This window comes from Mucilaginibacter ginsenosidivorans, from assembly GCF_007971025.1.
Classification (GTDB): Bacteria; Bacteroidota; Bacteroidia; order Sphingobacteriales; family Sphingobacteriaceae; genus Mucilaginibacter; species Mucilaginibacter ginsenosidivorans.
In genome coordinates this window covers 2989868-3008697 of the sequence record NZ_CP042436.1, presented here as the reverse complement: position 1 = coordinate 3008697, position 18830 = coordinate 2989868, and the positions used below count along the sequence as shown (strand labels likewise).

Genomic DNA, 18830 nt, shown 5'->3' with positions numbered 1-18830 from the left:
TATTAACTGAACTGTATTAAAATTCTAGTCCGAAAGTCCGGAAGTCAGTAAAGTCCGAAGACACATCCGGTAAAATTGTGCAATCATTTGCACATCTGCACATTTACATATCTGCACATCAAAATACCTGCTCAAACTGGTTCACTGCGTCTTTGCTCTCCAGTATCGAGTGGCCCATCAGGAACTCGTCTACCTTGCGCGCACATTCGCGGCCCTCTGATATGGCCCATACTACCAATGACTGGCCACGGCGCATATCGCCTGCCGCAAATACCTTGCTCACATTGGTGCGGTAGTTGCCCTCTTTCGCTTTCACGTTCTTGCGGTCGTCCAAATGCACATTCAGGCTGTTGATCATGCCTTCGTGCTGCGGATGTAAAAATCCCATGGCCAGAAAAACGCGCTGGCATTCTATCTCACGTTCCGAGCCTTCAACTTCGTTAAATTTGATCGGGCGCCCCATTACATCAAGCTCCCAGCTTACGTCGGTTACCTTCAAAGCGCGCAGGTTCCCCTTATCATCACCTAAAAACTCCCTGGTATTGATACCCCAATGCCGTTCACACCCTTCCTCGTGGCTGCTTGTCGTCTTAAGCACCATCGGGTAAGTTGGCCATGGCATGTGCTGTGTGCGCTGTGCAGGCGGCTGCATCATCACCTCAAATTGTTTGATGGATCTTGCGCCCTGCCTGTTAGAAGTCCCTACACAGTCGGAACCTGTATCACCGCCACCGATGATCACAACATCCTTACCTGTCGCCAGTATATCTTCGGCGTCAAAACCGGTATTGCTTACACGCTTGTTTTGTTGCTTCAAAAAGTCCATTGCGAAATGGATACCTTTCAACTCCCTGCCGGGTATCGGCAAATTACGCGGGATGGTAGAACCCCCGGCCAATATAACCGCATCATTATTGCGGGTCAATTCATCTGCCGGGATATCTTTACCTACTTCCACGTTACATTTAAATACTACGCCATCCTCTTCCATTACCTGTACACGGCGCTCAACAACCCATTTTTCCAATTTGAAATCGGGGATACCGTAACGAAGCAAGCCTCCCGGTTTGTCGTCTCGCTCGTAAACTGTTACTGAATGCCCTGCTTTAGCCAATTGCGCGGCCGCAGCCAGTCCTGCAGGACCTGAACCAACTACCGCTACTTTTTTACCAGTTTTGATCAGCGGCGCTGTCGGCTTTACCAAATTCTTTTCGTAGGCTATTTCGATAATATGCTTTTCGATCTCCTCAATAGCAACCGGTGGTTTATTGATACCCAGCACACAGGCCGATTCGCATGGAGCAGGGCATATCCTTCCTGTAAATTCAGGGAAATTATTGGTAGACGCTAATATTTTGTACGCCTCTTCCCAATTCTTCCGGTAAACAGCGTCGTTAAACTCCGGTATAATGTTGCCAAGCGGGCAACCTGAATGACAGAACGGTATGCCGCAATTCATGCAACGTGCCGACTGCTCGTTCAGCTTCTCTTCGGTGTAAAGACTTTCAAACTCATTGTAGTTTTTTACGCGCTCGGCCGGCGCCACTTTTTCGGGAAGCTCCCTGTTATACTCTTTAAATCCTGTTGGCTTTCCCATTAGCTTACTGTCTGATATTCTGCCCTTAATAAAACCTTTTTATATTCCTGCGGGAACACTTTTATGAATTTGGTTGATGCCTCGTCCCAGTTCTTCAACAGGTCCTTAGCCACTTTACTGCCTGTAAGGCTTGCGTGTTTCTTCAACAGGGCTATGATCTGCTCCGAGTCTTTATCGGTCAGCGGATCAAGATCCACCATTTCCTTATTGCAGTTATCGGCAAAAGTGCCGTCTTTGTCATAAACCCAGGCAATACCACCGCTCATACCCGCGGCAAAGTTTCTGCCTGTATTACCTAAGATCAGCGCGCGGCCGCCGGTCATGTACTCGCAACCATGGTCGCCCACGCCTTCCACAACAGCCGTTGCGCCCGAGTTGCGCACTGCAAATCGCTCGCCTGCCATGCCTCTTACAAACATTTCGCCTGATGTGGCGCCATACATGGCCACGTTGCCGATGATGATGTTATCTTCCGGCGTAAAAGTAGCTTCCGCCGATGGGTAAATGGCTAACTGCGCACCCGATAATCCCTTGCCTACATAATCGTTGGCTTCGCCTTCCAGTTCGAAAGAAATACCCTTGGTTGTGAATGCGCCGAAACTTTGACCTGCCGAGCCTTTGAATTTATAATTGATAGTGTTATCAGGCAAGCCTGCCGAACCATATTTTTTTGATATTTCGTTCGATAGCATGGTGCCGATGGTACGGTCGGTATTTTTTACATCGAACGATGCAAACACCGGCGTCTTATCCTCCAAAGCAACTTTTGCATGCTCCAGCAACTGCCAGTCTATAATAGCGTCGATACCATGATCCTGGCCTTCGCTGTTATACAGGGTTAAACCTTTGGCGTTGGTCACCGGGTGCAGCATGCCTGAAAGATCAATATGCTTAACCTTCCAGTTTTGCAGGCCATCCTTAACTTTCAGGAACTGAACCCGGCCCACCATTTCGTTGATGGTACGGAAACCCAGTTCGGCCATTATCTCGCGCAATTCCTCGGCCATAAAGCGGAAGAGGTTGACGACATGTTCCGGTTTGCCGGTAAATAATTTCCTTAATTCGGCATCCTGCGTGGCAACGCCTACCGGGCAGGTATTCAGATGGCATTTACGCATCATGATACAGCCGCCGGCAACCAATGCCGCTGTAGCAACACCCCATTCCTCGGCGCCCATTAAACAGGCTATAGCCAAATCGCGGCCAGTTTTTAGCTGCCCGTCCGTTTGCAGCACCACGCGGCTGCGCAGTTTATTGCGTACCAATGTCTGGTGCGCTTCGGCCAGACCAAGTTCCCATGGCAAGCCGGCGTGTTTTATAGAGCTTATTGGCGATGCACCTGTACCACCATCGTATCCGGCTATCAGGATCACATCGGCATGTGCTTTGGCAACGCCTGCGGCGATAGTGCCGACACCTGCTTTGGAAACCAGCTTAACATTAATACGGGCAGCGCGGTTGGCGTTTTTAAGGTCGAAGATCAGCTGCGCCAAATCCTCGATAGAATAAATATCGTGGTGCGGAGGCGGAGATATCAAACCTACGCCCGGAGTTGAGTGACGCACCTTGGCGATCCAATCATCCACTTTATGGCCGGGCAATTGCCCGCCTTCGCCGGGTTTTGCACCCTGCGCCATTTTTATCTGCAACTCATCAGCGTTTGTAAGGTAGTTCGATGTTACCCCAAAACGCGCCGACGCTACCTGTTTGATAGCTGAGCGCATCGAGTCGCCATTTGGCAGTTTTTCGTAGCGCAGTTCGTCTTCGCCTCCCTCACCTGTGTTGCTTTTCCCGCCGATTCGGTTCATGGCGATAGCCAATGTACTGTGCGCCTCGTGCGAGATTGACCCGAACGACATGGCGCCCGTTGCAAAGCGCTTCATGATCTCTTCGGCCGGTTCAACCTCTTCCAGTTTCACTGATTCGCGGTGATGCGCAAAATCGAGCAAACCACGTATGGTATAATGTTTTTCGCCCTGCTCGTTGATCAGCTTAGCGTAGTTTTTATAAACCGAATAATCGTTGTTGCGTGTGGCATGCTGCAACAGGTGCACGGTTTGCGGGTTGAACAAATGCTCTTCGCCCCGGCGTTTCCACTGGTAGATACCGCCTTCAGGCAGTAAACGGTCTGCTGATTTGGAACTGCCGAAGCCGATCTTATGCTTGCAAAGCGATTCGCGGGCTATTTCATCCAAACCCAGACCGCCGATGCGCGTAACCGCGCCGTCAAAGTAGCGGTTGACAACGGTCTTGTTCAAACCCAATATCTCGAACACCTGCGAGCCGTGGTACGATTGCAGGGTAGAGATACCCATTTTGGAGAATATCTTAAGCAAGCCATCATTAATGGCTTTTACATAGTTTTTACGGAGTGTTTTATTATCCAGGCTGGTTTCAAGCGTCCCATCATTCTTTATCGTTTCGATGGTCGACAGCGCCAGGTATGGGTTAATGGCTGTTGCGCCAAATGCCAGCAAAGTGGCGAAATGGTGCACTTCCCAGGCATCACCCGCTTCGGATACCAAACCTACTGCACCGCGCAAGCCCTTGCGCACCAAATGGTGATGAACGGCTGATACGGCTAATAAAGAAGGTATCGGTGCGTGTTCAGAATCGATGGCACGGTCGGACAATATCAACACTTCAAAGCCTTCGCCAACAGCATCTTCCGCATAGCGGCAAAGTCTTGCCAAACCTTTTTCCATTGAACCCGGCATACCATCGGCTACAAAATAAGTTTGCAGCGTCTTGGCGTGGAACATGCCGGTATCTATACTGCGCAGTTTCTCCAGGTCGTAATCAACCAGGATAGGATGTTTGAGCGTAACGCAATGGCAATGCATTTTATCCTCGTCGAGCAAATTGCCATTGTTGCCAATAAAGGTTGCAAGACTCATCACCAAACGTTCGCGTATTGGGTCGATTGGCGGATTGGTTACCTGTGCGAAGAACTGTTTAAAATAACTTGATAAATGCTGCGGCTTATCGGACAGGACAGCCAGCGGCACGTCGGTGCCCATTGAACCGATAGGCTCTTTCCCATCTACAGCCATTGGCTTAATGATAGTATCTATATCCTCGCGGGTATAGCCGAACACCTGTTGGTAACGGAACACCGCATCGGGCGAAAGGCTGGCGAAAGCTAAACGTGGTTCGGCCAGGTCCTCCAGTTTTATCTTATAATTCTCGAGCCATTGGCCGTAAGGCTGGCGCGATGCCACCTGGTGCTTGATCTCGTCATCAGTAATGATCTTACCTTTCTGGGTATCTATCAGCAGCATCTTACCGGGTTGCAAACGTCCTTTACGCAACACATTAGCCGGATCGAGCTGCAACACACCGGCCTCAGATGCAGCTATTGCCCTGCCATCTTTGGTGATAACAAAGCGCAATGGGCGTAAACCGTTACGGTCGAGCAAAGCGCCTATCAATTTACCGTCGGTAAAAGTAAGCGCAGCCGGACCATCCCAGGGTTCCATCAAAGTAGCATGATATTCATAGAAAGCCTTTTTGATCGGGTCCATCTGTTCGTTACCATCCCATGCTTCAGGTACCAGCATCATCATTACGTGCGGTAACGAGCGGCCCGAATGGAGCAATACTTCGATGATATTATCTAAACATGCCGAATCCGACTGGTTATTATCAATAACCGGGAGCAGCATTTCCATCTCTTCGGAAGTGAAATATGAAGATGCAAACGAACGCACACCCGAGTAGAACCAGTTAAGGTTACCTGTTAATGTGTTGATCTCGCCATTATGCGCCATCAGGCGGAAAGGCTGTGCCAGTTTCCATGATGGGAACGTATTGGTTGAAAAACGGCTGTGTATCATAGCCAGGCCCGACGTCATTCGCGGGTCGGACAGGTCAGCAAAATACTGGCGTAATTGATAGGTGGTTAGCTGACCTTTATATACGATCGTTTTGCACGACAGCGAGGTGAAATAAAAATGCTCGCCGGCGCCCGGTATAGTTTCAACAATGGTTTTATTAATATAACGGCGCAAAACGTAAAGTTTGCGCTCAAAATCGTCTGCATTGGTTATGCGGTGCGGCCTCAGAACAAAAAGCTGCTCCACGTCAGGTTCGGCCTGCCTGGCGGTTTCGCCTATTACCGATGAATTTACGGTTAGTTTGCGGTAACCCAGTTTCTGCATGCCCAGTTTCTCTATCGCGTTTGAGATCACCATGCGGCAGGCCTTTTTCAGCGAAGGGTCCTTGGGTAAAAACATCATGCCCACGCCATACTCGCCCGGTTCAGGTAAACTGATCTCGAGGTTCGAGCATTCTTCCATCAAAAATTCGTGGGGCAACTGGATCAAAATACCGGCACCATCGCCTGTTTCAGGATCACAACCGCAGGCACCGCGGTGTTCCATGTTCTCCAGCATGGTAAGGGCATCATCTATGATCTGGTTGCTTTTATGGCCGTTAATATTGGCAATAAAACCGGTACCGCATGAGTCGTGTTCAAATTCAGGCCTGTAAAGGCCCTGCTGGGGGCTGTCCGTCTGATCCATCATAATCTCTCTGTTACGTCAATTTATAAAAGGTGCGTAATCACGAAATTACAAAATATATATCTTTTTTATAAAATATTCATAAATTTTTCCGATTCTGTTAAAAAATATCATATCTAAAATTCTAAAATTACCATTTTGTTAATAAATTGATAATTACAATACGATTTTCACAATCACGCTTTGCAATTTGATATGCTTACATAATATTCAAATTGTACCTTATTGCAATATTTAAGTTCAAATCGTGTGTAGAATATACACTATGCCCGATATTTTAAGGAATTGTTACCTTTGCGCCGATGAATGATTCTGCCAAAAATAAAGCCGTTTTCCTCGACCGTGACGGGGTACTTAATAAGGAAATGGGCGACTATGTATGCCGTATTGAAGACTTCGAGGTGCTTGAATATAATATAAAGGCCTTAAAAGAATTGCAGGACAAGGGGTATCTGCTGATCGTAGCTACCAACCAGGGCGGATTGGCAAAAGGATGGTACACCGAAGATGAGCTTGCCAAAATGCATGAGAAATTGCGGAGTATTTATAAAGATGGCGGTGTCGAATTCACCGACATTTTCTATTGCCCGCATCACCCTGATTTTACCGGCGACTGCGATTGCCGCAAACCAAAACCGGGCCTGTTGCTACGTGGAATTAAAAAATACAACATCGACCCTGCCCTATCCTATTTTATAGGCGACCGTGAACGCGACGTTATAGCCGGAACGGCAGCAGGTGTAAAAGGAATTTTAATAAACAGCGATCAGCCGATAAGTGAGGTACTGGATTTGATCGACTAAAGTTGTAGATGTTGAAGATGTTGTAGAAGTTAACCATATTTTAACTTCGAAAAACTTTATAAACTTACAACCTTTACAACTATTACAACATCTGCAACTAAACACGCATGAAACTTAACCGCTACATAACCAATCTCGATTCCTTCATCTTCGCCTGTATCGGTTTCTATGCTATTTACTTATACACTTCATATAGCGGCGTTGGGCTTTCGCCCGATTCGCTGATGTATGCCAGCGCTGCCGACAGTTTTAGCGCGCATGGCAACATGGTTACATTTACCGGCACACCGATTACCTTTTTCCCGGTTTTTTACCCGTTCTTTTTAGGCATTATACAGCTATTTTCGCGCACTAACGCGGTGCAGGCGGGTTACATCATCAACTGTTTCCTGTTTGCGGCGGTGGTGTTTACCAGCGGATGGATAATGGAGCGTTTTATGTCGCACTCGCGTATTTACAAAATACTGATCCTGATAGCTATTGTGATCAGCCCCGCATTGCTCGAGATCTATTCGTTCTTGTGGTCGGAGACCTTATTTATATTGGAGATACTGCTCTTCATCATTGCCTACTGGAAATACACGCATGGGCATACCTTAAAAGCACTCGTAATAACGGGTATCATCACCGCTATTGCCTGCATTACCCGTTACGCAGGTATCGCCATAGTTGGTACGGGATGCCTGCTGATATTGCTTGATTTTGAATTGCCTGTTAAAAAGAAGATAGGTCACCTGTTCCTTTACGGAACCCTATCCATATCGCTACTGGTGGCAAACCTGGTCTATAACAGCAGCGTTACCGGGCTTAGCACCGGCACGCGCGAGCCATCGATAACCCCGTTCAGTCAAAACCTGTTCCGCGTGGGCACTGTCATTAACGACTGGGGCGCGCTGAGCAGCAAGGCCGATTCGTTTGCCATACTGGTTACCTGCGTCATCGTGCTGTCGCTGATAGGCGTGCTGGCCTGGAAAACATTTAAACAGCGCATTAACAGTTACGAGAACGTGGTGATCGGTTTTGCCGTGGTTTACGGTTTGTTCATGATCATTTTGGCTACGTTCTCCCGGTTCGAGCCTATCAACAGCCGGCTGTTGTCGCCCATGTTTATACCCTTGTTAATAGCTTGTACCAGTTGGGTGCCCGATGTATTAAAGATGGCTCATTCGGCGGTATTAAAATATAGCCTTGCTGTAATTGCCGTTGCTGCCATGCTGATGTTTGAATATTCCACGGTGAAAATAGACTACCAGCGCTATGATGATGAACTGGATTACGGGGTACCCGGTTATAGCGATGACAGTTGGAACAAGTCAGAATTCGCGCCTTATTTGAAGAAACATAAAAGTATTTTTCAGCCGGGCGTACCTGTCTATTCCGACGCCAACGAGGCCGTGTGGCTGTTCACGGGCCTGTCATCGCAATTGGTGCCGCACAGTTTCTTTAAAAAGGACGTGGAAAAATTTTATAACCAAAAGCGTTTCTACCTGGTTTGGTTCGACTCACTATACAACAGCGAGCTGGTACCGCTAAAGGACATTATGGCCCACCGCAAGCTGGTAAAAATTGGCGGTGCGAAAGAGGGCAAAGTGTACTTGTCGGACGAAAAAAAGTAGCTTACTTTTTTATTTATAAACGAATGAAAAGGAGAAAATTTTTGCAGAATGCAGGAATGCTTGGCGTAACTCCTTTAATTCCGTCTATCGCTCCGCAAAAACCATTGCCGGAGGACAATCTCAAAATAAACACACGGCAGGTTTGGTTAAATTATCTCGAAAAATTGGCGTCGCCTGTATTGAATGCCCTGGCAGCAGATCGGCTTAAAGAAAAAATGCCTGTCGAAACCCGCGAACCGGCGCTGGCAAAAGACAGGGCAAAATACACTCACCTGGAGGCTTTTGGCCGTTTATTATGCGGCATAGCGCCCTGGCTCCAGGCGGATCATGAGGATGGCGATGAGAACCAGCTGCGGGAAAAACACTTCCACCTTTCGCTGAAAGGGATCAAAAATTCAGTTGATCCTGAAGCGAAAGACTATATGAACTGGGGCGAAAAGGGTGGTCAGCCGCTTGTGGACGCCTCGTTTTTTGCCTATGCCTTGCTTCGCTGCCCAAAACTATGGACAGGCCTCGATGACCCGACACGGCAGCAAGTTGTTAGATGTTTACGAAAAACCCACGATTTTAAACCGCCTGAAAATAACTGGCTCCTGTTCGCCGCTATGATCGAGACGTTTTTTATGACGATAAATGAACCGTTCGATCAAGAAAAAATCACCTATGCTATCAACCGCCATATAGAATGGTATAAAGGCGACGGCTTATATGGCGACGGGGCCGAATTTCACTGGGATTACTACAACAGTTTTGTCATACATCCTTATTTATACGACATCTTAAAAATAAACGCAACCGGCGAACCTGGACTGGAACCTATACGAAAACAAGTGCTCGAACATAATCGCCGTTATGCAGTTATCCAGGAACGCCTGATCGGCACGGACGGGTTGTATCCGCCAATTGGCCGCTCGATAACTTACCGTACCGGGGCGTTTCATCACCTGGCCAACATGGCCCTTCACCACGAGTTGCCCGGAGAGATACCCCCGGCGCAGGTGCGTTGCGCGCTAACGGCGGTTATTGATCAATTGACCGGAGCAAAAGGCATGTTTGATGATAACGGCTGGCTGCAAATAGGCTTGTACGGTCATCAGCCGTTATTGGCGGAAAACTACATATCAACCGGTAGTCTTTATTTATGCTCGGCTATACTTCTCCCGCTTGGACTGCCTGCGTCCGATCCTTTCTGGAGTATGGCGGATGAGGGTTGGACGTCGACGAAAATAGCGAAAGGGGTCGATTTACCCGCAGACCATAGTATATAGTAAGGTTGCCGCCTATATTTTTATTTTGATTTCCAAAACCAATCCCTATATTTGCGGCACTTCATCTATAGCTTAACTATACAAAATGAACGCTAACAGGTTACATCATCTTCATCTGCACCATCGCCACCAGGCGATAAGATAATGTATTGTTTCTACGTGAAATAACCTACCCCGTTCCATTTATAGTTTAATAGAAAATTAGTGAAAACACTCAAAATAGCCATCCAGAAATCGGGAAGGCTCAACGAAAAATCAGTTGAATTACTGAAAAATTGCGGCCTTAATTTCGAAAATTACAAGAGCTCGCTCATCTCCCCTGTCTCCAACTTCCCGCTCGAAATACTTTTCCTCCGTGATGACGATATCCCCGAATACGTGCAGGATGGTATTGCCGACCTGGGCATCGTAGGCGAAAACGTGATTCAGGAAACCGAGGTGGAAGTTAGTTACCTGCAAAAGCTGGGCTTTGGCAAATGCTCGTTAAAAATAGCTGTTCCGAATACCCTGCCGATCAAAAACCTGTCTGAACTGGACGGAAAATCCATAGCAACCACCTACCCGGTTATATTAGGCAAATTCTTAAAACAAAAAGGCATCGAATCTGACATCCGTACCATATCCGGCTCGGTTGAAATATCGCCTGGCTTAGGTTTGAGTGATGCTATCTGCGACCTGGTATCAACCGGTGGCACACTGAAAAGCAATGGCTTAAAACCGTTTGCCGATGTGATGTCGTCGGAAGCAGTTTTGATCGGCCGTAAAGGCAGCGAGAATGAGGACCTGATAAAGGAACTCATACAGCGCGTGCAATCGGTGCTGCGTGCCAAGGAAACCAAATATGTGGTGCTGAATGTGGAGAAGGCTCACCTACCGGAGATCATCAAACTATTGCCGGGAGTTAAAAGCCCATCCGTAGTGCCATTGGCCGAAGAAGGCTGGGTTGCAGTGCATACCGTTATACCTGAGAGGGATTTTTGGGAAAGGATCAGTCAGCTGAAACAGGCCGGCGCACAGGGCATTGTGGTGATGCCGATTGAGAAGATTATTTTATAAGCCAAGCCCCCTGCCCCCTAAAGGCGGAATGGGCAAGGCGGATCAAATTTAAAACTCCCCCTTTAGGGGGTGGGGGGCTTATGAAGCGATTTAACTATTCAGACTTAAGCAAAGCAGCTATTCAAAAACTGGTTCAGCGCAATGTTGACCCGGCCGAGGAGATACGTGCCGTGGTAGAAGATGTGATTAAAAACGTCCGCGCTAATGGCGACAAGGCTTTATTTGACTATGCCGCTAAGTTTGATAAAGTGGAGTTGAAGAGCTTGTTTATTGAAAAGGACGAAATTGGGCAGTTGGCGTCAACACTTCAACCCGATCAGAAACAAGCGCTGCAAATGGCTTACGATAATATTTACAAATTTCACCAAACACAGCTAAAAACTGAGGACAAGGTAGAAACCATGCCCGGTGTTACCTGCTGGCGTGAACTGAGGCCGATTGAAAAAGTCGGCTTATATATACCGGGTGGCACCGCGGTGTTGCCAAGTACCTTCCTGATGCTGGGCATCCCGGCACAGATAGCGGGCTGCCACGAAATTGTCGTATGCTCGCCGCCGCAAAGGAACGGCAAGGTGAATGCTTATATCGCTTACGTGGCGCATTTGCTGGGTATCGAAAAGATTTATCTGATTGGCGGCTCACAGGCTATTGCGGCCATGGCTTATGGTACCGAAAGCATTCCGAAAGTTGATAAGATATTCGGTCCCGGGAATCAGTATGTAACCAAGGCCAAAACCATTATACAATCCACCACCAATACCGCTATTGATATGCCGGCAGGGCCGTCGGAAGTATTGGTGATTGCCGATGAAAGCGCCGTACCGGAATATGTTGCTGCCGACCTGTTGGCACAGGCCGAACACGGCGTGGACAGTCAATCGGTTTTAGTGACAACGTCAACTGAGCTGGCCGAAAAAGTACAGGCCGAATTAACCAAACAATTGCCGGTGTTACCACGTGCGGAAATTGCCGGGAAGGCCATAGATAACTCGTACATCGTAATTACAAACACGCTGGACGAGGCGATGGATTTCAGCAATCAATACGCGCCGGAACACCTGATATTAGCCACTGCCAGCTGGCGACAAATAACTGGCAATATCATTAATGCAGGCTCGGTGTTCCTGGGTAACCTGACGCCGGAAAGCGCGGGGGATTATGCATCGGGCACCAATCACACTTTGCCGACAAGCGCTTATGCACGGGCTTATTCGGGTGTGTCGGTTGATTCGTTTGTGAAAAAGATCACCTTTCAGCATATCACCCCGGATGGCATTAAAAACATAGGGCCAACAGTGGAGACTTTGGCGGAACTGGAAGGCTTACAGGCGCATAAGAATGCGGTAACAGTGAGAATGAAATAAATTGTCATTCTGAGCGACAGCGAAGAATCTATCACGGATCATGATTTAAACGGGTCATGAAAATAATCCTCAATAGATGCTTCACTACGTTCAGCATGACAAATAGATTAGAAAAACAATGTTTGATATAAATAACCTTTTACGCGAGAACATCAAAACCCTCAAACCCTACTCTTCCGCCCGGGATGAGTACCAGGGCGAGGCCAGCGTGTTTTTGGATGCCAACGAGAATGCCTTTGGTTCGCCTTTGGACCAAAGCTATAACCGTTATCCTGATCCGCTGCAATACGATGTTAAGATGCGCCTGAGCGAGATCAAGGGGGTGCCTGCCCGCAATATATTTTTGGGTAATGGTAGCGACGAGGCGATCGATATCCTTTTCCGGAGTTTTTGCAACCCGGGTGTTGATAACGTAATACTGGTACCGCCAACCTATGGTATGTACGAGGTATCGGCCAATATCAACGACATTGCTATCAAACGCGTTCCGCTTACCGAAGAATACCAGTTGAACCTGGAAGGCATTGCCGAGGCCATCGACGCTAAGACAAAACTGATCTTTATCTGTTCGCCCAACAATCCAACCGGCAACTCGATGAACCGGGACGATGTGGAAACACTGCTGGCAAATTTTAACGGTTTGGTTGTGGTGGATGAAGCTTACATCAACTTCAGCAGGCAAAAAACTTTCATACAGGAACTTACCGAATATGCCAACCTTGTAGTGCTGCAAACGCTGTCCAAAGCCTGGGGACTGGCGGGCTTACGTGTGGGTATGGCTTTCGCGAGCGAGGAGATCATCGAGGTGATGAACAGGGTGAAACCGCCTTATAATGTGAACGAAGCATCGCAGCAGTTAGCGCTTAAAGCTTTACAAAATATAGACCAGGTAAACAACTGGATACGAGAAACTTTAATTCAACGGGATAAACTGGTACTTGAATTAAAGAACTTCGATTTTGTGGTGGACATCTACCCTTCCGATGCTAATTTTATACTGGTTAAAACAACCGACGCAAGGGGCATTTATAACTTCTTAGTGGGCAAAGGCATCATCGTTCGCGACCGTTCCAAAGTGGAATTATGCGAGGGGTGCCTGAGGATAACGGTAGGCACGCCGGATGAAAATATAACTTTATTACAAACTTTACAGGATTACAAATGAGCGCACCGAAAAAGGTACTTTTTGTCGACCGCGACGGCACCCTGATACTGGAGACTGCGGATGAGCAGATCGATTCGTTCGCCAAACTACAGTTCTATCCGGGCGCATTAACTTACCTGCCGAAAATAGCAAAAGAACTGGATTTTGAACTGGCGATGATCACTAACCAGGATGGATTGGGCACTGCGTCGTACCCGGAAGAATCTTTTAAGATGATACAGGACTTTGTGGTCAATACGTTTGCAAACGAAGGGGTTAAATTTTCCGCATTTTATATCGACCGCACTTACGCAAAAGACAACGCCCCTACCCGCAAACCGGGCACAGCTTTACTGACCCAATATTTCGATACAGGGAAATACGATCTGAAAAACTCCTTCACTATAGGCGACCGGAAGAATGATATCCTGCTGGCTAAAAACCTGGGCGCAAAAGCCATTTGGCTGAATGACGGCTCGAACTTAGGCGGCGCGGAATTTAGCCAGGAACAGCACGACGCCCTTCATGAGACCATCGCACTGGAAACTACCGACTGGCAAAAGGTTTATGAATTTCTGAAACTTGGTGAACGCGTTGCCGAACATCGCCGCACAACCAAAGAGACTGATATCTATATCAAAGTTAACCTGGATGGCAAAGGCGAAGCAAAAGTATCCACCGGGCTTCATTTCTTCGATCATATGCTGGACCAGATAGCTAAACATGGCAGCATCGACCTGGAGATAAACGCCAAGGGTGATCTGCATATCGATGAGCACCATACTATTGAGGATACGGGCATAGCTTTGGGAGAGTTATTCGCCAAGGCATTGGGTGATAAACGGGGTATAGAACGCTATGGCTTTTGTCTGCCCATGGACGACTGCCTGGCACAGGTGGCCATTGATTTCGGCGGACGTAACTGGATAGTTTGGGATGCGGAATTTAAGCGCGAAAAAATAGGCGAAATGCCTACGGAAATGTTTTTCCATTTTTTCAAGTCATTTTCAGATGCTGCAAAATGTAACCTGAATATCAAAGCTGAAGGCGAAAACGAGCATCACAAGATAGAAGCAATATTTAAAGCATTCGCCAAGGCAATAAAAATGGCCGTAAAGCGTGATGCTGATAAGATGGTTTTACCGTCAACTAAAGGGGTTTTATAGACTCAAGAGCCAGGAATCAAGAGCCAGGACAGGCATTTCTTGATTGTTGACTCTTGGTTCTTGATTCTAAATAGAAAAATGATAGGCATAATAAGATACGGCGCCGGGAATATTTTCAGCTTGACTGCAGCTTTGGAGCGCTTAGGCATAAAATATGGTATGGTATATAGTGAGCCCGATTTTGAACAGTTTGACCGCTTTATTATCCCCGGAGTAGGACACGCCGGCGCTGCCATGAACAAGTTGGAACAAAGCGGCATGGTTGATAAGATAAAATCGCTTAAAAGGCCTGCCCTGGGCATTTGTGTGGGTATGCAACTGCTCACGGCCCATTCCGAGGAGGGCGATGCTAATATGCTGGATATCTTCCCGCTACAAACTATACGCTTTGCCGACAGCGCCGGATACAAAGTACCGCATACCGGCTGGAACCGGGTTGAACTGGAAATGGACAATCCACTTTTTAAAAATATTCCTAACGGTTCACATTTTTACTTTGTACATTCATACTTTATTGAGTTCAATAAAGCATATACTTTGGCTTCAACCACTTATAGTACAAAGTTTTCGGCATCAATTTGGAAGGACAACTTCTACGCTGTGCAATTCCACCCCGAAAAATCGGGCAAGTACGGCGAACAATTACTAACTAACTTTTCAAACATATAAACAGACATGTACATAATACCTGCAATAGATATTTTAAATAAAAAAGTAGTAAGGCTGCGCGAGGGTGATTACGAACAGGTAACAGAGTACGACGTTACGCTGGAAGAGATGATAGAGCAGTACCAGTCATATGGTACAGATATGATCCACATCATCGACCTTAACGGCGCCCGTAATGATTTCAGCAACCAGCAATACCTGTTTGATGTTATCCGTAAAACCGATATGAAGGTTCAATATGGCGGCGGAATCAGGAGCATTGATAAAGTTAAGGAGCTTATCGACGCGGGAGTTTTCCGCGTTATTGTAGGTACACAAGCTATCACCAACCCTAACTTTTTGACCAGTCTTGCCCAGGAAATATGCGGTAAGGACAAGTGTTCGGACCAGGTGATCGTCGCTATCGATGTACTTGACGAAGTGATCAAATATTCGGGCTGGATGGAAAGTTCGCCCATTAAACTAATGGATTACGTTGATAAATGCCTGCAGTTGGGTTTCTTCCGGTTCCTTTGCACTGACATTAACAAAGACGGAAAATTGGGCGGCGCCGGTGTCGACCTGTATCAAAAACTGCTTGACCATTCGCCGTTCATTAAACTTATAGCTTCAGGTGGCGTAAGTTCAATGAAGGATATTATCCAGCTGAGTAAGATCAAGGTTGAATCGTGCGTGGTTGGCAAGGCCATTTATGAGGGGAAGATCACTATCGAAGAGATCAAAAACTGGAACTTGAAGTCACTTATTTCAATATAAAGCCCCCGACCCCGTGCTTTCAAAGAGAATAATCCCTTGCCTGGATGTTAAAGATGGCCGCACTGTAAAAGGCGTCAACTTCGTCGATCTGCGCGATGCGGGCGACCCGGTTGAACTGGCCTGGAACTATTCGCAGCAAGGTGCCGATGAATTGGTTTTTTTGGATATTACCGCCACACACGAGCGCCGGAAGACCATGGTCGAACTGGTAAAAGCCGTTGCAAGACAGATCAACATCCCTTTCACTATTGGTGGGGGCATCAACGAAATTGCCGACGCGGACGCCTTGCTTGAGGCAGGAGCTGATAAAATATCCATCAATTCGGCTGCAGTGCGCAACCCGGCTCTGATAGATGAGCTGGCAAAAGCTTTCGGGGTGCAGTTTGTTATCGTGGCGGTGGATACCCGGCGTGTTGGCGATCAAAACCTGGTACACCTGAACGGCGGCCGCATAGCAACCGAAAAAGAAACATTTGACTGGATACTGGAAGCTGAAAGTCGCGGTGCAGGCGAGATCCTGCTTACATCCATGGACCACGATGGCACTAAGGGTGGATTTGATAATAGCTTCCTTAAAAAAATAAACGATGCGGTGCATATACCGGTGATCGCGTCAGGCGGTGCCGGTTCGGTACAGCATTTTGTGGATGTGTTTGAGCAAACCAATGTGGATGCGGCTTTGGCGGCTTCGGTTTTTCATTATGGCGAGATTTTGATACCGGATCTGAAGGAGGTTTTGAGAAAGAACAATATAGAGGTGAGGCAGACTAATTAAAACATGAATAGCTATTCAGATAGTTTCTTACGGACCTGCAGAAATGCTTATTTCGACAAACAACGCCCATTTAATATCGAAATAGGCAGAGGCGAGCTTTATCAAAAACTATCTTCTTTAGCTAATTCACTCGAGCTATCCATTTTTATTGGCTTTCTCATGGAGTGGCAATATTATATTAATTTATGGGCTTCTGTTTTGATTTTAGAAGAATTTCGACCTGAAAAGGAACGGAAATTAATAGGGCTCAATTATAATGTATCAGTCGTAGACGAGTGTATTGAGACAATTGAAAGATATTCTGAGAATTTTGACCAAACACAAATGGATAATTATAAAAAATGGCTCTCTTTAGTTAAAACTCGATACCTGTTACCTTAATACTTCAAAAACTAAATGAATATCGATTTCAACAAAGGCGACGGGCTGGTCCCGGTAATTATACAGGACGAGCATACACTGGAAGTACTGATGCTGGGTTATATGAACCGGGAAGCCTACGATAAAACCGTTGCTGAAAATATAGTTACCTTCTTTTCGCGCTCGAAGAACCGGCTGTGGACCAAAGGGGAAACCAGCAACAACTTTCTGCATGTAAAAAGCATAGCTGAAGATTGCGATAACGATACCCTGCTGATAAAAGTAACGGCCGACGGCCCTACCTGTCATACGGGCGCCCGCAGTTGTTTCAATACGGATTATAATCAGAATTTCATCCTGCAACTGGAACAGATCGTTAATGATCGCTATCAGAATCCACAGGAAGGCTCATACGTCAATAAATTACGCAATAAAGGTCTGAACAAGATCGCCCAAAAAGTAGGTGAAGAAGCCGTCGAAACCGTAATTGCCGCGCTGGCGCAATCCGAAACTGAAATGATAGACGAAACCTCTGACCTGATATTTCACTTGATCGTTTTGCTTCGCGAAAAAGGGCTGAGTTTAGAGACAATAGCGAAGAATTTAGAGGAAAGACATAAATAAGTCTTAAGTCCATAGTCAATAGTCCATAGTCGACAGTGTCGTTCGACTCAAACTATGGCCTATGGTCCATTGACCATCGACTAATGATCACCGCAGAAAAAATAGCAGAACTTACCGGTCACGGCAACCCGATATTTACCCTGGAGCTTTCGCAAAAGCCTGGTATCCTGTTTACGGGCGGGAATGATAAGGGCCTTGTGGAATGGAGCCTGAAGGATAATTCCTTCATTAAAGTGATGTTCCCGGTAGCTGCTTCCATTTATGCCATCCATTGCCCTGCCGGGTATCCCCTGCTGTTTGCGGGTTTGCGTAACGGCGACGTTTTGGTGTTTGATTTTATTGAGCAAAAGATCATCAAAACGCTCCGTCACCATAAGGCGCCCATCTTCGATATTAAATCAGCAGGAAACAAGAAGGAGCTTCTGGTGGCATCCGAGGACGGTACGGTGTCTATCTGGAGCCTGCTGACTTTGGAACAGGTTTATACGGTCAAGGTATCACATGATACCATACGCAGCATCTCCATTTCGCCCGATGAAAAAATTGTCGCGTTTGCCTGCCGCGATAATACGGTAAAGATTTACGATCTCGCAGATTATTCGCTATCAAAAACTCTTCACGGGCACATCATGCCTGTTTTCGCCGTACAATTCTCGCCCGATGGTACTTACCTGGTCAGCGGTTCGCGCGATGCGCAGTTGAAAATATGGGACACCGCGTCATTCGGGTTGATCAAAAGCATCCCGGCACATATGTTCGCGGTTAACCACATTTCATTTCATCCCTCCAAACCCTATTTTGCAACCGCGAGCATGGATAAAAGCATTAAAATCTGGGGTTCTGACGACTTTAAACTGTATAAGATCATCAGCCGCGAGAAGGGTCACAACACTCATAAACTTTCGGTTAATAAACTTACCTGGAACGGCGATGAGCTTATTTCGGTAAGCGACGATAAGGCCATCATTATCTGGCGTTTATCATTTGACTGAAACAGCATCTCAAAAACGCCATCTTTCGAAGGTGTAACAAACTGGTTACCAATTTATTAACTTGAGTTAAGCGGATTATTCTGCTGTATAACAGTATACTAAAAATTACCCTTCCGC

The 18830-nt window shown here is 46.9% G+C and carries 15 protein-coding genes; 13 read left to right on the top strand and 2 right to left on the bottom strand.

Annotated elements, in window-relative coordinates; all coding sequences use genetic code 11:
• Positions 1 to 118 precede the first annotated feature (118 nt).
• Positions 119 to 1597 (bottom strand): glutamate synthase subunit beta, encoded by a 1479-nt coding sequence (locus FRZ54_RS13745; protein WP_147032169.1) that lies wholly within the window; start codon positions 1595 to 1597, stop codon positions 119 to 121.
• Positions 1597 to 6120, bottom strand: coding sequence for a glutamate synthase large subunit (gene gltB, locus FRZ54_RS13740; protein ID WP_147034494.1), 4524 nt, complete (start codon positions 6118 to 6120; stop codon positions 1597 to 1599). Before gltB ends, FRZ54_RS13745 begins: the two co-directional genes overlap by 1 nt.
• 302 nt (positions 6121 to 6422) lie before the next feature.
• On the opposite strand from gltB, the gene FRZ54_RS13735 reads away from it, so the two are divergent.
• The 13 genes from FRZ54_RS13735 to FRZ54_RS13675 all read left to right on the top strand — a co-directional run bounded on the left by FRZ54_RS13735 (position 6423) and on the right by FRZ54_RS13675 (position 18713).
• Entirely contained in the window at positions 6423 to 6923 is a 501-nt protein-coding gene (locus FRZ54_RS13735; RefSeq protein WP_147032168.1) for a D-glycero-alpha-D-manno-heptose-1,7-bisphosphate 7-phosphatase, read from the top strand.
• A gap of 107 nt (positions 6924 to 7030) precedes the next feature.
• On the top strand, positions 7031 to 8539 hold the full coding sequence (locus FRZ54_RS13730; RefSeq protein ID WP_147032167.1) for a glycosyltransferase family protein: 1509 nt from the start codon (positions 7031 to 7033) through the stop codon (positions 8537 to 8539).
• A gap of 23 nt (positions 8540 to 8562) precedes the next feature.
• Positions 8563 to 9807 carry a DUF2264 domain-containing protein gene (locus tag FRZ54_RS13725; protein WP_147032166.1) on the top strand — a complete coding sequence of 415 codons (1245 nt, stop codon included), beginning with the start codon at positions 8563 to 8565 and terminating at the stop codon, positions 9805 to 9807.
• A 204-nt stretch (positions 9808 to 10011) separates the two neighbouring features.
• The gene (hisG, locus tag FRZ54_RS13720; protein WP_147032165.1) at positions 10012 to 10863 is read left to right on the top strand and encodes an ATP phosphoribosyltransferase; all 852 of its coding nucleotides are present in this window, start codon (positions 10012 to 10014) and stop codon (positions 10861 to 10863) included.
• An 80-nt stretch (positions 10864 to 10943) separates the two neighbouring features.
• The gene (gene hisD, locus FRZ54_RS13715) at positions 10944 to 12227 is read left to right on the top strand and encodes a histidinol dehydrogenase (protein ID WP_147032164.1); all 1284 of its coding nucleotides are present in this window, start codon (positions 10944 to 10946) and stop codon (positions 12225 to 12227) included.
• 118 nt (positions 12228 to 12345) lie between these two features.
• Entirely contained in the window at positions 12346 to 13392 is a 1047-nt protein-coding gene (gene hisC / locus FRZ54_RS13710; protein ID WP_147032163.1) for a histidinol-phosphate transaminase, read from the top strand.
• Entirely contained in the window at positions 13389 to 14537 is a 1149-nt protein-coding gene (gene hisB / locus FRZ54_RS13705; protein ID WP_147032162.1) for a bifunctional histidinol-phosphatase/imidazoleglycerol-phosphate dehydratase HisB, read from the top strand. Before hisC ends, hisB begins: the two co-directional genes overlap by 4 nt.
• 78 nt (positions 14538 to 14615) lie before the next feature.
• Entirely contained in the window at positions 14616 to 15206 is a 591-nt protein-coding gene (gene hisH, locus FRZ54_RS13700; protein WP_147032161.1) for an imidazole glycerol phosphate synthase subunit HisH, read from the top strand.
• A 6-nt stretch (positions 15207 to 15212) separates the two neighbouring features.
• The gene (locus FRZ54_RS13695) at positions 15213 to 15962 is read left to right on the top strand and encodes a 1-(5-phosphoribosyl)-5-[(5-phosphoribosylamino)methylideneamino]imidazole-4-carboxamide isomerase (protein ID WP_147032160.1); all 750 of its coding nucleotides are present in this window, start codon (positions 15213 to 15215) and stop codon (positions 15960 to 15962) included.
• A 13-nt stretch (positions 15963 to 15975) separates the two neighbouring features.
• A complete protein-coding gene (gene hisF, locus FRZ54_RS13690; protein ID WP_147032159.1) occupies positions 15976 to 16737 on the top strand; it encodes an imidazole glycerol phosphate synthase subunit HisF in 762 nt (253 codons plus the stop codon).
• Positions 16738 to 16740: 3 nt separating this feature from the next.
• The gene (locus tag FRZ54_RS13685) at positions 16741 to 17118 is read left to right on the top strand and encodes a hypothetical protein (protein WP_147032158.1); all 378 of its coding nucleotides are present in this window, start codon (positions 16741 to 16743) and stop codon (positions 17116 to 17118) included.
• Positions 17119 to 17133: 15 nt separating this feature from the next.
• The gene (gene hisIE, locus FRZ54_RS13680; protein ID WP_147032157.1) at positions 17134 to 17721 is read left to right on the top strand and encodes a bifunctional phosphoribosyl-AMP cyclohydrolase/phosphoribosyl-ATP diphosphatase HisIE; all 588 of its coding nucleotides are present in this window, start codon (positions 17134 to 17136) and stop codon (positions 17719 to 17721) included.
• A gap of 83 nt (positions 17722 to 17804) precedes the next feature.
• Positions 17805 to 18713, top strand: coding sequence for a WD40 repeat domain-containing protein (locus tag FRZ54_RS13675; protein ID WP_147032156.1), 909 nt, complete (start codon positions 17805 to 17807; stop codon positions 18711 to 18713).
• The last annotated feature ends 117 nt before the right edge of the window (positions 18714 to 18830 follow it).